The organism is Shinella sp. S4-D37 (genome assembly GCF_040812195.1).
Lineage (GTDB): Bacteria > Pseudomonadota > Alphaproteobacteria > Rhizobiales > Rhizobiaceae > Shinella.
This window is the reverse complement of the sequence record NZ_JBFNXL010000009.1, coordinates 1-13,714: the sequence shown is the minus strand read 5'-3', so window position 1 is coordinate 13,714 and position 13,714 is coordinate 1. Positions and strand designations below refer to the sequence as shown.

Sequence of the window (13,714 nt, the reverse complement as noted above, 5' to 3'; positions counted from 1 at the left end):
GTGGGCGACAAGGCGCGCCCGCGGGTTTGCCCGGAGCGCGCCGGCGTCCGGGCCGATGGTCCCGCCTCACTCCCGGTTGCCGAGCCCGTAGCGGGTGGCGGCGCGGGCGTGCGAAAGGTTGGGCCTCAGGGCGTCGCGGGCGGCAAGGAAGGCGTCGAGATCGGGGGTGTCCGGCAGGGAGGGGACGGTCAGCGTCTCGCCGAGGTCGAGGCCGGCCAATGCCGCATCGACCATCTCCTCGACATCCATCACCATGGCCGCCGGCAGGGTTTCGAGCGTCTCCTCTTCCCAGATCGCGGTGCGCGTGATGCCCGGCAGCACGCCCTGCACGCGCACGCCGGCCGGGGCAAGTTGCCCCTGCAGCGCCTCGGTGAAGGCCAGCACGAAGGCCTTCGTCGCGGGATAGACGGCGGTGAAGGCAGCCGGCATCAGTGCGGTCACGGAGGTCATGTTGATGATCGTGCCCCTGCCTGCCGCGGCAAGCCGCGGGGCGATGGCGGCGGCAAGGCGTGTGACGGCGAGGATGTTGAGGTTGATCATGCCGGTGACGGTCGCCGGGTCCAGTTCCGTGATCATGCCTTCTCCAGCGATGCCGGCATTGTTGACGAGGCCGGTGATGGCGGCGTCCTCACGCAGCCGCTTTTCGACCAGCGCCAGCCCCTCGGGCTGCGCGAGGTCGGCGGAAAGGATTTCGACGGCGACGCCGTGCGCCGACCGCAGCCGTTCGGCGAGCGCTGCCAGCCTGTCGGTGCGCCGGGCGACGAGCAGCAGGTCGTGGCCGCGACGGGCAAGCCGGTCCGTATAGACCGCGCCGATGCCGTCGGATGCGCCGGTGACGAGAAAAGTGTCCTTGCTCATGGTCTGTCTCCTGGATGGGGGAATTTGATGGAACGGCGCCGGGCCGGCGCTCTTCTACGCCGAAGCCCGTGCCGGAAGGCGGTCAGGCGTTGATGAAGTCGAGAAGGTCGGCGTTGAACCGGTCCTGATGGGTTTGCGTCAGGCCGTGGTCGGCGCCCTCGTAGACCTTCAGCACGGCGTGCTTGATGATCCTGACGGTCGACAGGGCGGCCGCGCCGATCGGCACGATCTGGTCGTCGTCGCCGTGCAGTACCAGCGTCGGCTTGTCGAAGGCCTCGAGATCCTGATGGAAGTCGCTTTCCGAGAAGGCGCGGATGCTGTCGAGCTGGCCCTTGAGACCGCCCATCATGCCCTGCCGCCAGAAGTCCGCGCGAATGCCCTCGGAAATGACCGCGCCGTCGCGATTGTAGCCGTAGAAGGGGATGGTCAGGTCCTTGAAGAACTGGCTGCGGTTGTCATAGGTGCCCTTGCGGATGTCGTCGAAGACGTCGATGGGCAGGCCGCCGGGATTGGCTTCCGTCTTCAGCATCAGCGGCGGGACGGCACCGATGAGCGCAACCTTGGCGACGCGGCCGGTCCCGTGGCGACCGATATAGCGGGTGACTTCGCCGCCGCCTGTGGAATGGCCGACCAGGATGACCGCGCGAAGGTCGAGCTTTTCGATGAGTTCGGCGAGGTCGTCGGCATACTGGTCCATGGTGTTGTCGTGCCAGACCTGGTCCGACCGGCCATGGCTGCGGCGATCGTGGGCGATGGTGCGGAAGCCCTGGTTGGCGAAGAACACCATCTGCGCATCCCAGGTGTCGGCGCTGAGCGGCCAGCCATGGGAGAACAGGATGGGCTGGCCGTCGCGCGGGCCCCAGTCCTTGTAGAAGATGTGCGTACCGTCGCGGGTCGTGATCGTGCTCATGGCTCTCTCTCCTGTTGTCGGGGACTTGATTGCCTCCCGTGTGAAGAGGGATACTCTGGCCTGCGCTTGGACTGGATTGGCGCTTCCGACAGAAGGCGCGCCGAAACTGACAAAAGGCGGAGGACGCGCAATGGAAGTCGGATTGATGCTCTATCGGGATTGCCAGGCCGCCATGGTGCACGGCATCACCGATCTCTTCGCCATCGCGTCGGTCTTCTCGCGGGATCGCGGCGGGCCGGCCGTGCGGGTCAGCCATTGGCGGATGGACGGGGAGGGGCGCTTTTTTCGCTGCCACGACACCGATCCAGGCGCCCCCGGAACACCCGATATCCTGATCGTGCCCGGCCGGCTGACGGGGCCGGCCGAGGCGGAGGAGGCGGCACCCTACGCCCGTTGGCTGCTGGATCGCCACGGGCAGGGCGCGACGCTCGCCTCCACCTGCGGCGGGGCGTTCATCCTGGCGGCGACGGGCCTGCTTTCCGGCCGTCCCGCCACTACGCACTGGCTGTTCGCCGACCGTTTTCGCGCGCGCTTTCCCGATGTGCGCGTGGAGGCGGACAAGATCGTCATCGAGGACGGCGACATCATCACCGCCGGCGGGCTGATGGCCTGGACCGATCTCGGCCTGCGCATCGTCGACCGCCTGCTCGGCCCTTCGGTGACGATCGAGACCGGCAAGTTCCTGCTGATCGACCCCTCCGGGCGCGAGCAGCGGCACTACAGCAACTTCGCACCGCGCCTCACCCATGGCGACGAGGCGGTGCTGAAGGTGCAGCACTGGCTGCAGGAGCGTGGCGGCCGGCCCACCAGCGTCGCGGACATGGCGGGCCATGCGCGGCTGGAAGAGCGCACCTTCCTGCGCCGCTTCAAGACGGCGACCGGCATGAAGCCGATCGAATATGTCCAGCATCTCCGGATCGGCAAGGCGCGGGAGCTTTTGGAGTTCACGCGGCGAACCGTCGACCAGATCGCCTTTGCGGTGGGCTATGAGGACGCCGCCGCCTTCCGCCGCGTATTCCACCGCATTCTCGGGCTTTCGCCCGGTGAATATCGCAGCCGGTTCTCGGTCGCCTTGGCGGCGTGAGCCGGCGGCGCTATCAGGCGACGCGCGTCACGACGCGGTTGCGGCCCGTCCGCTTGGCTTCATACAGCGCATTGTCGGCCCTGAGGATCGCCGAGCCGAAGGGTTCGTCCGACGGATCGGCGAGCGTGGCGCCGATGCTGACGCTGAGCGGGATCGCGGCGCCCTCGATGTCGAAAGGCAGGGCGTGGATCGCGGAGCGGATGCGCTCGGCCAGCGTCACGACCGCCGCCGGTCCGTCCGCCGCGAGCAGGATGGCGAATTCCTCCCCGCCGAGCCGCGCGAAACGGTCGCCCGGGCGCACGACCGCCTGGCAGCGGCGGGCGAACTCCATGAGGACGAGGTCGCCCGCGCGATGGCCGTGCGTGTCGTTGATCGACTTGAAATGATCGATGTCCAGCATGAGCACACCCACGGACGCGCCGCCCGATCTGGAGAAGATCTCCTCCGCCTCCTCGAAGAAGCGCCGGCGGTTCAGGATGCCGGTCAAAGGATCGGTGTTCGCGAGGGCCTTGAGCTGCTCGGCATAGGCGCGCTCCTTCGTGACGTCGATATAGAGGTTGACGTTGAAGTTGCCGATCGTCCTTTGCCGGAACTGGATGCGCTTCGTCGCGCCGCTCGCCGTCCTGACGTCGAGATCGAACGGCGCCATCTCGCGATTCTCGCGCCGCGCATCCGCGATCGAGCTGTGCCATTGGGTGCGGGCGTATTCACGGTATTGCGGATCGGGATAGACGAGCCGCCACCAGTCCTCGATGCTTTCGATCTCGTCCTGGGTATAGCCGAACAGCGCCTTGAAGGTCGAGTTGGCGAACTGGATTTGGTCGTCGCTGCTGGCGATCTCGAAGCCGAAGGGCAGCCAGTCGAGGAGCGAGATCATCTGCTCCTGCCAGCCGGCGAGGGAGACGGAACCCTGCGGCGGCGCATCGGTGAAGGTGAACAGGCGCGCGAGGTCTCCCTCGACCGCGATCTTGGTGACCTGCACCATCAGCACGCGCTCCTGCGCCTGCACCGCAGCGCGGATGAGGAACGGTTCGCCCGGCACGCCGATCGGCGCGACGTTCCAGATCTGCGAGAGCAGGATGCTCGCCTCGCGGCCGACGAGGTCTTCCATCGGCAGGTCTTCGAAGGCATCGAGCCCCAGCCCGAACAGAACCGCGGCATTGGCGTTCGCCCGGCGCACATGCAGCGTGCTCTTGTCGACGAGCATCATCGGCGCACCGACGCACCCCATCCAGAAGTCTATTTCCTCCCGGGACCTGCCGTAGGGAACGGGGTTCCTCTCGGTTGGCTGCGATGCTGTACTGCTCATGCGATCCCGTACCCATCGTCATTCGTGCCAGGCCACACAGGCCTCCCGCGCTGAAGATAGCCGCCTAACGTAAGAAAAGGCTTAAGCGCCGGGCAGTTTTTCGGCGGTGGACCGTCCTACAAATTCGTGTCGCCAGGCGATAATTTCGTTTGCAGGTTCGTTTGTCTTCGTTTTGAATGCGGCTTGCTTCGCTGCGAAGCGGGCCGGGGCGGGATCGAGGAGGATCTCCCTTCGGAACAGGCCGTTTCCAGCGGCCGGAACATCAGGGAGGAATCATGTCCAATCGTCTCATCGCCACCTCGACAGCCGCCATCACCCTTTCGCTCCTGCTCGGATCGAGCGCGCTTGCCGCAACCGAACTGCAATGGTGGCATGCCATGACCGGCGCCAACAACGAGGTCGTCGACCAGCTGGCGAAGGAATTCAACGAAAGCCAGAGCGAGTACAAGGTCGTTCCGGTGTTCAAGGGAACCTATCCCGAGACGCTGAATGCCGGCATCGCGGCCTACCGCTCCAAGCAGCCGCCCGCGATCATCCAGGTGTTCGACGCGGGCAGCGGCGTGATGATGGGGGCCGAGGGCGCCATCGTGCCGGCCGCCGACGTCTTGCAGAAGGGCGGCTACACCTTCGACAAGTCGCAGTATCTCGCCGGCATCGTCGCCTATTATTCCAAGCCGGACGGCACCATGCTGTCCTTCCCCTACAATTCGTCCTCGCCGATCCTCTACTACAACAAGGACGCCTTCACGAAGGCGGGGCTCGACGCGGAGAACCCGCCCAAGACCTGGCCGGAAGTCTTCGAGGCTGCAAAGAAGATCAAGGCGAGCGACGCGGCGAAATGCGGCCTCACCTCCACTTGGCTGACCTGGATCCAGACCGAGAATTTCGCCGCCTGGAACAATGTCGCCTATGGCACGAACGAGAACGGCCTCGGCAGCACCGATGTGAAGCTCGAGTTCAACGCACCGCTGTTCGTGGAGCATTTCCAGGCCATCGCCGATCTCGCCAAGGACGGCACGTTCCGCTATGGTGGGCGCACCTCGGAAGCCAAGCAGCTCTTCATGTCGGGCGAATGCGCGATCCTGACCGAATCTTCCGGCGGCCTCGGCGACATCGTCAAGTCCGGCGTCAATTACGGCATCGGCCAACTGCCCTATTATGAAGGCCACGGCCCGCAGAACACCATTCCCGGCGGCGCCAGCCTCTGGGTCTTCGGCGGCAAGAGCGACGAGGAATACAAGGGCGTCGCGCAGTTCTTCAACTTCCTGTCGCAAACGCAGATCCAGGCCCGTCTCCACCAGGTCTCCGGCTATCTGCCGGTCACCAACGCAGCCTACGAGGATACCAAGAAGTCGGGCTTCTACGAGAAGAATCCGGCCCGCGAGACGCCGATCCTGCAGATGATGGGCAAGGCGCCGACCGAGAACTCCAAGGGCGTGCGCCTCGTCAACCTGCCGCAGGTGCGCGACATCATGAACGAGGAGTTCGAGGCGATGCTGGCCGGCTCGCAGGACGCCAAGACGGCGCTCGACAAGGCCGTCGAGCGCGGCAATGCGGCGATCGCGGAGGCGATCGGCAACTGAGCGTAGGATGCCGGATGCCGCCCGCCGCCTTCGGGGCACGGGCGGCGGACGGCACGTCTTGACCTGTCGCTTCGGGAGACCGCCTTGCACACTGTCGCCTTTCCCAACAAGATCCTGCCCTATCTCCTGGTGGCGCCGCAGATCATCCTCACCGTTGTCTTCTTCTTCTGGCCTGCGAGCCAGGCGATCTACCAGTCGACCCTGCGCGAGGATCCGTTCGGCCTGAAGAGCGGCTTCGTGGGCCTTGCCAATTTTTCCGCCGTGCTCGCCGATCCGAACTACCTCTCCTCGTTGCAGGTCACCGTGGTCTTCAGCGTCCTGACGGCGCTGGTGTCGATGGGCGTCGCGCTGCTGCTGGCGACCGCCGCCGACAAGGTGGTGCGCGGCCAGACGCTCTATCGCACGCTGCTGATCTGGCCTTACGCGGTGGCGCCGGCCGTCGCCGGCATGCTCTGGCTCTTCATGTTCAACCCGGCCATGGGCACGCTTGCCTATCTGCTCCGGCGCAACGGCTTCGGCTGGGACCCGCTTCTCAATGGCGACCAGGCCATGGCGCTCATCGTGGTCGCGGCCGCCTGGAAGCAGATCAGCTACAATTTCCTGTTCTTCGTCGCCGGCCTCCAGGCGATCCCGAAATCGCTGATCGAGGCGGCCTCCATCGACGGCGCGCGCGGTGCGCGGCGCTTCTGGACCATCGTCTTCCCGCTTCTTGCGCCCACCACCTTCTTCCTCCTGGTGGTCAACACCGTCTATGCCTTCTTCGACACGTTCGGCATCATCCACGCGGTCACCGGCGGCGGCCCGGCCAAGGCGACCGAGACGCTGGTCTACAAGGTCTACAACGACGGTTTCGTCAACCTCAACCTCGGCTCCTCCGCCGCGCAGTCGGTGGTCCTGATGATCATCGTCATCGCGCTGACCGCCTTCCAGTTCCGCTTCGTCGAGAAGCGCGTGCATTACGGGTGAGGAGAGGCCATGATCGAAAAACGCCCCATCGCCAATCTCATCGGCCACCTGGTCCTGATCCTCGGGATCATCGTCGTCGCCTTCCCGATCTACTATACGTTCATCGCCTCGACGACGACCTCGGAGGCGATCATCCGGCCGCCCATGTCGCTGCTGCCGGGCGGGCATCTGGTCGAGAACTATTCCGACGCCATGGCCGGCGGCGTCGAGCGGGTCGTCGGCGTCAGCCTGGAGCGGCTGCTGTTCAATTCCTTTGTGGTGGCCGTCGCCATCGCGGTCGGCAAGATCGTCATCTCGTTCCTCTCCGCCTTCGCCATCGTCTTCTTCCGCTTTCCGCTGCGCATGGTGTTCTTCTGGATGATCTTCGTCACCTTGATGCTGCCGGTGGAGGTGCGCATCCTGCCGACCTACAAGGTGATCGTCGATCTCGGCCTGATCGATACCTATGCCGGGCTGACGCTGCCGCTGATGGCGTCGGCCACGGCAACCTTCCTGTTCCGGCAGTTCTTCCTCACCATTCCCGGCGAACTGGTCGAAGCGGCGCGCATCGACAATGCCGGGCCGTTCCGTTTCATGCGCGATATCCTGCTGCCGCTGTCGAGCACCAATATCGCGGCGCTTTTCGTGATCCTCTTCATCTATGGCTGGACGCAGTATCTCTGGCCGCTTCTCGTCACCAACGATGCGAAGATGAACACGATCATCATCGGGCTGCGCCGCATGGTGGACTTCACGGACGCCTCCACGCCGTGGAACTACGTCATGGTGACGGCGATCCTCGCCATCATCCCGCCCATCCTCGTCGTCGTGCTGATGCAGCGATGGTTCGTCAAAGGTCTCGTGGAGACGGAGAAATAATGGCCAGGATTGCACTCAACGATGTCCGCAAGACATACGGAACGGTCGAAGCCATCAAGGGCGTGTCGCTCGACATCGCGGATGGCGAACTGATCGTGCTGGTCGGCCCGTCGGGCTGCGGGAAGTCGACGCTCTTGCGCATGATCGCCGGGCTCGAAGGCATTACCGGCGGCACGATCTCGATCGGCGACCGGGTCGTCAACGATCTGGAGCCGTCGGAGCGCGACATCGCCATGGTCTTCCAGAACTACGCGCTCTATCCGCACATGACGGTGCGCCAGAACCTCGCCTACGGCCTGAAGAACCGCAACACGCCCAAGCCGGAAATCGACCGGCGGATCGCCGAGGCGGCCAAGGCGCTGGAGATCGAGCCGTTCCTCGAGCGCAAGCCGCGGCAATTGTCCGGCGGCCAGCGCCAGCGCGTCGCCATGGGCCGGGCCATCGTGCGCGAGCCTGCCGCCTATCTGTTCGACGAGCCGCTCTCCAATCTCGATGCCAAGCTGCGGGTGCAGATGCGGGTGGAGATCAAGCGGCTGCAACGGTCGCTCGCGACGACCAGCGTCTACGTCACCCACGACCAGATGGAAGCGATGACGCTCGCCGATCGGCTCGTCGTGCTGAACGGCGGGCATATCGAGCAGGTCGGCACGCCGATCGAGCTTTACGAGAGACCGGCGACGACCTTCGTCGCCACCTTCATCGGCTCCCCGTCGATGAACCTCCTCGCCGCGCCGGCGACCGGCGCCGGATGGACGCTTTCCAATGCGGCGTCCCTGCCGGCCGGCGCCGCCACCCTCGGCATTCGGCCGGAAGACCTGCACCTGGCGCAGGAGGGCCGCGACGACGCCTTCCGCGCCGATGTCAAGGTCGCCGCCGTCGAGCTTGTCGGGGCGGAGAGCTACGTGCACGCTACGCTGCCGGACGGCACGCCGATCGTCTTCCGCGTCGCCGGCCGCTCGCGCATCGCGATGGACGACACCATGACCATCGGCGCTGCGGCATCGGGTCTGCATTTCTTCGACGGGCAAGGCACGCGGCTGGCATAGCCGAAAGGGGCGTCACGGCAGGATCAGGCGTTCCATGAGGGCCTTCAGGTCCCGGGCTACGGCAAAGCTGTCGTCCTGGTGCTGGCGCTTGCAGAAGAGTTTGCAGCTCCACCAGCCGGTATAGGCCGTCGACTTGACGGCATCGACCCAGCTTGCAAGGTCAGCACGCCCTGCCCCGTCGGCACGTCCCTGAGGATCGGCTCGTTGGGTATGCCGCCGGCATAGGGCAGGCAATCGCAAAGATGCACGCCGTAGATCAAGTCCTTGTCGAGCCGGGCGATCCGTTTGTCGCCGCTGGTGTAGGAATGTCAGAAATCGATGACGATGCGCACATTGTCCCGCTTGCAGCGGCCAAGGACCTGCAATTGCGCGTCCATCGTGTTGAGCGGCGTCCAGGATAGCGAGCAGGCCATGCGATGTGGCGATCTCCGCGACGTCGGCGGCGGGGATGGAAACCGGCCGCCGGCTCCGGGCCGCCCGGATGGTTTCTGCGGCGCGCAGCGCGACGACGTTGTCCTCGCCGAACGACATCCACGTCGCGGATTTCTGCGGCAAGGCCAGGAAGGCTTCGATGGTCGTGACATGCGGTCGCGCTCGCGCACCGGGATGAGTTCGTTGCGCCCGTTCAGCCGCCACACCAGCGTGCCGGCACCCTTTCCGCTGAGCGTTCCATGGGCGATCAGCATGCCGCGGTCGCCGGCGAGCATGACGATGCTTTCGAATTCGGCGGTCGTGAAACTCTCGTAGGATTGCAGGACGGCGCCGCCGGACAGGCCGACCGCATAGGACTGCTGGTCGGTTTCTCCCTGCGCCGGCAAGGCCGACAGGGCGGAGACGGCGACGGGCTCCGGACCGGTCAGGAACCACGCGAGGTCGATGCTGTCGACGGATGCCTCGAAAAGCGCATCGCCGCGGTTCACCGCCTCGTCGACATGGCGGTTGGGCGGCGGCTGGAAGGGCGCGCCGCGTGCGATGACGAGCGATTGCAGTGTGCCGATTTCCCCCTCCTGCAGCAGCCGTCGCATGGTCCGGTGCGGCGAGAGGGTGCGGAAGGGCTGGTGCAGCGCGAGCGTGATGCCCGCCGCCCATTGCCGCGCTCAACGGGCAGAATGCCGCCAGCACCTCGCCGGCGGCCATGGCGATGCTGCGCGAGGACTTCGGGTTCAAGGGCCTGATCGTCAGCGACGATCCCGATGCGCCCGCTCCGGGCAGCTTGCGCCGGATCGCCTGGCGGAGGCGGCCGCCCGCGTGCGGCAGCTTGCGGCAGGCGCGTGAAGCGCACTGTGGCTGCCCGTCCGAGGTGATGCCTTCTGCACGGAAGGGAACCAAAATCGTTCCCGCGAATTTCCGCGCAGGAGGCATGACATCACCTAACGAGGCGGCAGAGAGTGCGAAACGACGGTTTCCCGGTGCAGGTGGCGAACACCCACGCGCCCTCCCCCATCATCCGGCCCGGCGGGAATGCCTGGCGGGTGGCGAAGGCGGGCCGATTAAAAGTCCTCGTCGATGGCGACGCCTATTTCCGGCAGTTGGAAGGCGCCCTGCGACAGGCGCGCGAGACGGTGTGGATCGTCGGCTGGGACTTCAACCCCGATATCCCGATCCGCTCCGACCTGCCGGGTTCGCAAAGCCTCGGCGCCTTCCTTCTCGATCTGGTCGCGGAGCGTCCGGACCTCACCATCCGGGTGCTGATCTGGGCCATGGGGCCGATTTATTCCGGCAAGTCGCTGAAGATGTTCCGCAAGCGCCGCTGGTCCTCCCATCCGCGCATCGAGCTTGCCTTCGACAACCGTCATCCGGTCCGCGGCTCCCATCACCAGAAACTCGTGGTGGTGGACGACTGCGTCGCCTTTGTCGGCGGCATAGACCTGACCGCCAAGCGCTGGGACACGAGCGAGCATTGCATCGACGACCCCCGTCGGGTGCTGCCGTCGGGCGAACCCTATGACCCGGTGCATGACGTGCAGGTGGCGCTGGAGGGAGAGGCGGCCCGGCTCGCCGGCGATATCGCGCGCCGTCGCTGGCTGTTTGCGACCGATGCGGCGGTGCCGCCCGCCGGGAGCGGGGCGGACGTCTCCCTCGACGGCCTGGTGCCCGACATGGCCGGGGTGGATGTCGCCTTTTCCCGTACGGAACCGGCGATCCGCGGGCGCAAGGCTGCCACGGAGGCGATAGACCTGACGGTGGCCGCCCTCAGGGCCGCCCGGCGGCACATCTATATCGAAAGCCAGTATTTCGCCTCGAGGCGGGTTTGTGACGTGCTGTGCGAAAAGCTCGCCGAGCCCGGCGGGCCGGAGGTCGTCCTCGTCTCGACGCTGAGTTCGCACGGCACGATCGAGCGTCTCGTGCTCGGAGCCAATCGCGACCGGCTGATCCGCCGCCTCGGCCGGTGCGACAGGCATGGCCGCATGCGCGCCTTCTACCCGGTCGTGCCGAAGCCGGACGGCGCAGAACAGGAAATCGTCATCCACTCGAAACTCCTCATCGTGGACGACGTCTTCCTGCGCATCGGATCCTCGAACCTCAACCAGCGCAGCGAAGGGCTGGACACGGAACTCGACGTGGCGGTCGAGGCGCGGACGGACGAAGAACGCAGCGCCATCGCGGCCTTGCGCGCCCGGCTGCTGGCGGAGCATCTGGATGCGGACCCGGTCCCGTTCGGGGCGGCGGTGCAGGCGGAGGGCGCGCTGGGCAGGACCATCGATGCCTTCAACACAGGCGCGCGGGGCCTACGGCCGTTCCCGGCTGCCGGCGGGGCGGGCGCCATCGAGCCGGTTGCCGGCACGGGGCTCGTCGATCCGGTCGCGCCGTGGTGGCCGCTGCCCGCCTGGCGGGATGCGGCGCGCGCGTTCCTTCGCCGTCAGTTCCGGCTTTCCCGCAGGCCTGCACCGCTGTTCGGCCCCAGCAAGGCCTCGCTGGCGAGCAGCGACACCAGCCCCAGCGGCAGCGGAATGAAGAAATAGACGACGCGAAAGGCGATCAGCGCGCCGATCGAGGCGGACCCTCCCAGAAGAAAGCCGATCGTCGCCTCCAGCACGCCGAGCCCGCCCGGTACATGGCTGACGAGTGCCGTCAGGTTGCCGACCACATAGGCGGCCGTCGTTTCCATATAGTCGGCCTTGTCGCCGAGAAGCTGGTGGAGGCAGGCCGCGACGAAGGCGAAGTTCACGGTCCCGGCGAGGATCTGCAGGGCGGCGAGGCGCGGCTCCGGCAAGGCGAAGCGCCAGCGTCTCACCTTCACCTCGCCGCGCACGAAGGCGGCGAGCGCAAGATAGATCGCCCCGACCGCAAGGCAGGCGAGGCCGAGCGCGACGGATGCGGCCGTTCCGAGCCCCGCGACCTTGCCCGCCGTGCCGGGAAGCAGGACGAGGCAGAGCCCGGCTAGCGTGACGAGCCCGAGGCCGACCGTCACGCCGCAGAAGACGATCAGCTTGGCGATCTCCTCCCCATCGAGGCCCCAGCGCGAGTAGAAGCGGTAGCGCACGGCGCCGCTGGAGAGCGCGGCGATGCCGACATTGTGGCCGATGGCAAGGCTCGTGAAGGAGGCGAGCGCTGCGCGCAGATAGGGCAGCGGCTTGCCGACATAACGCAGCGCCAGGAAATCGAAGAGCGTCAGGCAGAGATAGGAGCAGGCCGAGAATGCGAGGGCCAGCGCGAAGCTTGCCTTGGGAATGGCGGCGATGGAGCTTGTAATGTCCGTCCACGAATATTGGCTCAGCGTCCGGTAGAGGAGCCAGCCGGCGAAAAGGACCGCACCGGCGACGAGAGCATGCAGGATATTGGCGCGTTTCATGTATTCCTCGCTTCTTCGGGGCGGAACGAAAACGAGGGCTTTCGTGTTCCCGAGGCGTCGCAGACAACGAGAGGACGACATGACGAGGCGGCTGCGGATCGCGACCTACAACGTGCACAGTTGCTTCGGCACGGACCGCAGGCTCGATCCCGCCCGCATCGCCGCGGTGATCGCCGAGTGTGAGGCGGATATCATCGCCTTGCAGGAGGTCGATGTGGCGCGTGCCCGCAGCGGCGGCATCGACCAGGCGGAGACCATCGCCACCCATCTGCGCATGGCCTCGCATTTCCATCCGGCGCTGCATCTGGAGGAGGAGCGTTACGGCGATGCCCTGCTCACGGCATTGCCAACGCGGCTCGTCAAGGCCGATGCCCTGCCCTCCCGGGGCGAACCGCGCGGCGCGCTCTGGGTGGAGGTGCCGGTCGATGGGGTGAAGCTGCAGGTCTTCGTCACCCATCTTGGCCTTCTGGGCGCCGAGCGCGTGCGGCAGACCGAAGCGTTGATCGGGCCGGGCTGGCTGGGGGCGGAGATGCCGGAGGCGTCCCGCATCGTCCTTGCCGGAGACTTCAACGCCGTTTCGCGCTCGGCCTGCTACCGCCTGCTCGTGCGGCGCTTCGGCGATGCGCAGGTGATGGCCGGCGGCCGGCCGCGGCCGACCTTTCCCTCGCGTCTGCCGCTGCTGCGCATCGACCATATCTTCGTCGGGGATGGTATCCGCGTGGCGAAGACGTTCGTGCATGACAGCCCGCTCGCCCGTAGCGCTTCGGACCACCTGCCGCTCTACGCCGACCTCGATATCGAATAGGTGCTTTCAACGCGACAGGCGCTTCTCGTCGTCGATCAGCACGAGGCGGCTGGGCGGGGCGTCGCCCCATGTCCACAGGACGAGGTTGAGGTCGTCATCCATCGCCGCGGGCGCAAAGCTCTTCACGAGCAGCCCGTGATAGCCGGCGGCCGAAAGCCGGTGCGCGAGATCCTGGGTCGGGGCGGTTCCCGAAGCCCGCATCCGGTCGCGCCAGGCCGGATCGGCGAGCGCGGCCGCATCCATGCCTTCCGCATCCAGCGCCTCCGCGTCGCGGCAGTCGAAAACCCGCGCGATGTCGGCGTCGTAGGAAACGAGGGTGGTGGGCTGCAGATTGCCGACCTGGTTGGCCTCGCGCAGCGCCGTCAGGATCGACAGCGATGTATAGAGCGCGGGCATGCCCTTGGGATTGAACCGGCCGCCATAGAGCTCGGCGCCGCGCCCGGACAGCGGCTCGCGGGCATAGACCGGGTTCAGCGCCCGGTACAGTTTTCCCTGATAGCGC

At 66.4% G+C, this 13,714-nt stretch carries 14 protein-coding genes; 7 read left to right on the top strand and 7 right to left on the bottom strand.

The annotated features are described in order from the left end of the window. Positions 1 to 66: 66 nt before the first annotated feature. Entirely contained in the window at positions 67 to 858 is a 792-nt protein-coding gene (locus AB3G45_RS28920; RefSeq protein ID WP_367833978.1) for an SDR family NAD(P)-dependent oxidoreductase, read from the bottom strand. A gap of 82 nt (positions 859 to 940) precedes the next feature. Next, positions 941 to 1,768, bottom strand: coding sequence for an alpha/beta fold hydrolase (locus tag AB3G45_RS28915; protein ID WP_367833977.1), 828 nt, complete (start codon positions 1,766 to 1,768; stop codon positions 941 to 943). Positions 1,769 to 1,898: 130 nt separating this feature from the next. Between AB3G45_RS28915 and AB3G45_RS28910 the strand changes: the two genes are divergently transcribed. Next, positions 1,899 to 2,852 carry a GlxA family transcriptional regulator gene (locus AB3G45_RS28910; RefSeq protein ID WP_367833976.1) on the top strand — a complete coding sequence of 318 codons (954 nt, stop codon included), beginning with the start codon at positions 1,899 to 1,901 and terminating at the stop codon, positions 2,850 to 2,852. Positions 2,853 to 2,865: 13 nt separating this feature from the next. On the opposite strand, the gene AB3G45_RS28905 is transcribed toward AB3G45_RS28910, so the two are convergent. Next, entirely contained in the window at positions 2,866 to 4,161 is a 1,296-nt protein-coding gene (locus tag AB3G45_RS28905; protein WP_367833975.1) for a GGDEF domain-containing protein, read from the bottom strand. Between the two features lie 275 nt (positions 4,162 to 4,436). On the opposite strand from AB3G45_RS28905, the gene ugpB reads away from it, so the two are divergent. The 4 genes from ugpB (at position 4,437) to AB3G45_RS28885 (ending at position 8,614) form a co-directional block, all read left to right on the top strand. Further along, on the top strand, positions 4,437 to 5,744 hold the full coding sequence (gene ugpB, locus AB3G45_RS28900) for a sn-glycerol-3-phosphate ABC transporter substrate-binding protein UgpB (RefSeq protein ID WP_367833974.1): 1,308 nt from the start codon (positions 4,437 to 4,439) through the stop codon (positions 5,742 to 5,744). Between the two features lie 84 nt (positions 5,745 to 5,828). Next, positions 5,829 to 6,710 carry a sn-glycerol-3-phosphate ABC transporter permease UgpA gene (ugpA, locus tag AB3G45_RS28895; RefSeq protein WP_367833973.1) on the top strand — a complete coding sequence of 294 codons (882 nt, stop codon included), beginning with the start codon at positions 5,829 to 5,831 and terminating at the stop codon, positions 6,708 to 6,710. A 9-nt stretch (positions 6,711 to 6,719) separates the two neighbouring features. Then, the gene (ugpE, locus tag AB3G45_RS28890) at positions 6,720 to 7,568 is read left to right on the top strand and encodes a sn-glycerol-3-phosphate ABC transporter permease UgpE (RefSeq protein WP_367833972.1); all 849 of its coding nucleotides are present in this window, start codon (positions 6,720 to 6,722) and stop codon (positions 7,566 to 7,568) included. After that, entirely contained in the window at positions 7,568 to 8,614 is a 1,047-nt protein-coding gene (locus AB3G45_RS28885; RefSeq protein WP_367833971.1) for a sn-glycerol-3-phosphate import ATP-binding protein UgpC, read from the top strand. The genes ugpE and AB3G45_RS28885 overlap by 1 nt, the downstream gene beginning before the upstream one ends. Positions 8,615 to 8,626: 12 nt before the next feature. On the opposite strand, the gene AB3G45_RS28880 is transcribed toward AB3G45_RS28885, so the two are convergent. After that, positions 8,627 to 8,854 carry a hypothetical protein gene (locus AB3G45_RS28880; protein ID WP_367833970.1) on the bottom strand — a complete coding sequence of 76 codons (228 nt, stop codon included), beginning with the start codon at positions 8,852 to 8,854 and terminating at the stop codon, positions 8,627 to 8,629. Between the two features lie 68 nt (positions 8,855 to 8,922). Continuing rightward, positions 8,923 to 9,639, bottom strand: a complete 717-nt coding sequence (locus AB3G45_RS28875) for a hypothetical protein (protein WP_367833969.1) — start codon at positions 9,637 to 9,639, stop codon at positions 8,923 to 8,925. A gap of 363 nt (positions 9,640 to 10,002) precedes the next feature. Between AB3G45_RS28875 and AB3G45_RS28870 the strand changes: the two genes are divergently transcribed. Next, positions 10,003 to 11,577, top strand: coding sequence for a phospholipase D-like domain-containing protein (locus AB3G45_RS28870; protein WP_367833968.1), 1,575 nt, complete (start codon positions 10,003 to 10,005; stop codon positions 11,575 to 11,577). Here the strand turns inward: AB3G45_RS28870 and AB3G45_RS28865 are convergent. Beyond that, complete coding sequence (locus tag AB3G45_RS28865; protein WP_367833967.1) at positions 11,475 to 12,407, bottom strand: lysylphosphatidylglycerol synthase domain-containing protein; 933 nt, start codon at positions 12,405 to 12,407, stop codon at positions 11,475 to 11,477. The two genes, AB3G45_RS28870 and AB3G45_RS28865, sit on opposite strands and share 103 nt — an antisense overlap. 79 nt (positions 12,408 to 12,486) lie before the next feature. Between AB3G45_RS28865 and AB3G45_RS28860 the strand changes: the two genes are divergently transcribed. Beyond that, positions 12,487 to 13,212 (top strand): endonuclease/exonuclease/phosphatase family protein, encoded by a 726-nt coding sequence (locus AB3G45_RS28860; protein WP_367833966.1) that lies wholly within the window; start codon positions 12,487 to 12,489, stop codon positions 13,210 to 13,212. A gap of 6 nt (positions 13,213 to 13,218) precedes the next feature. Here the strand turns inward: AB3G45_RS28860 and AB3G45_RS28855 are convergent. Continuing rightward, the coding region (locus tag AB3G45_RS28855) for an RES family NAD+ phosphorylase (RefSeq protein WP_367833965.1) at positions 13,219 to 13,714 on the bottom strand (496 nt) is incomplete at its 5' end.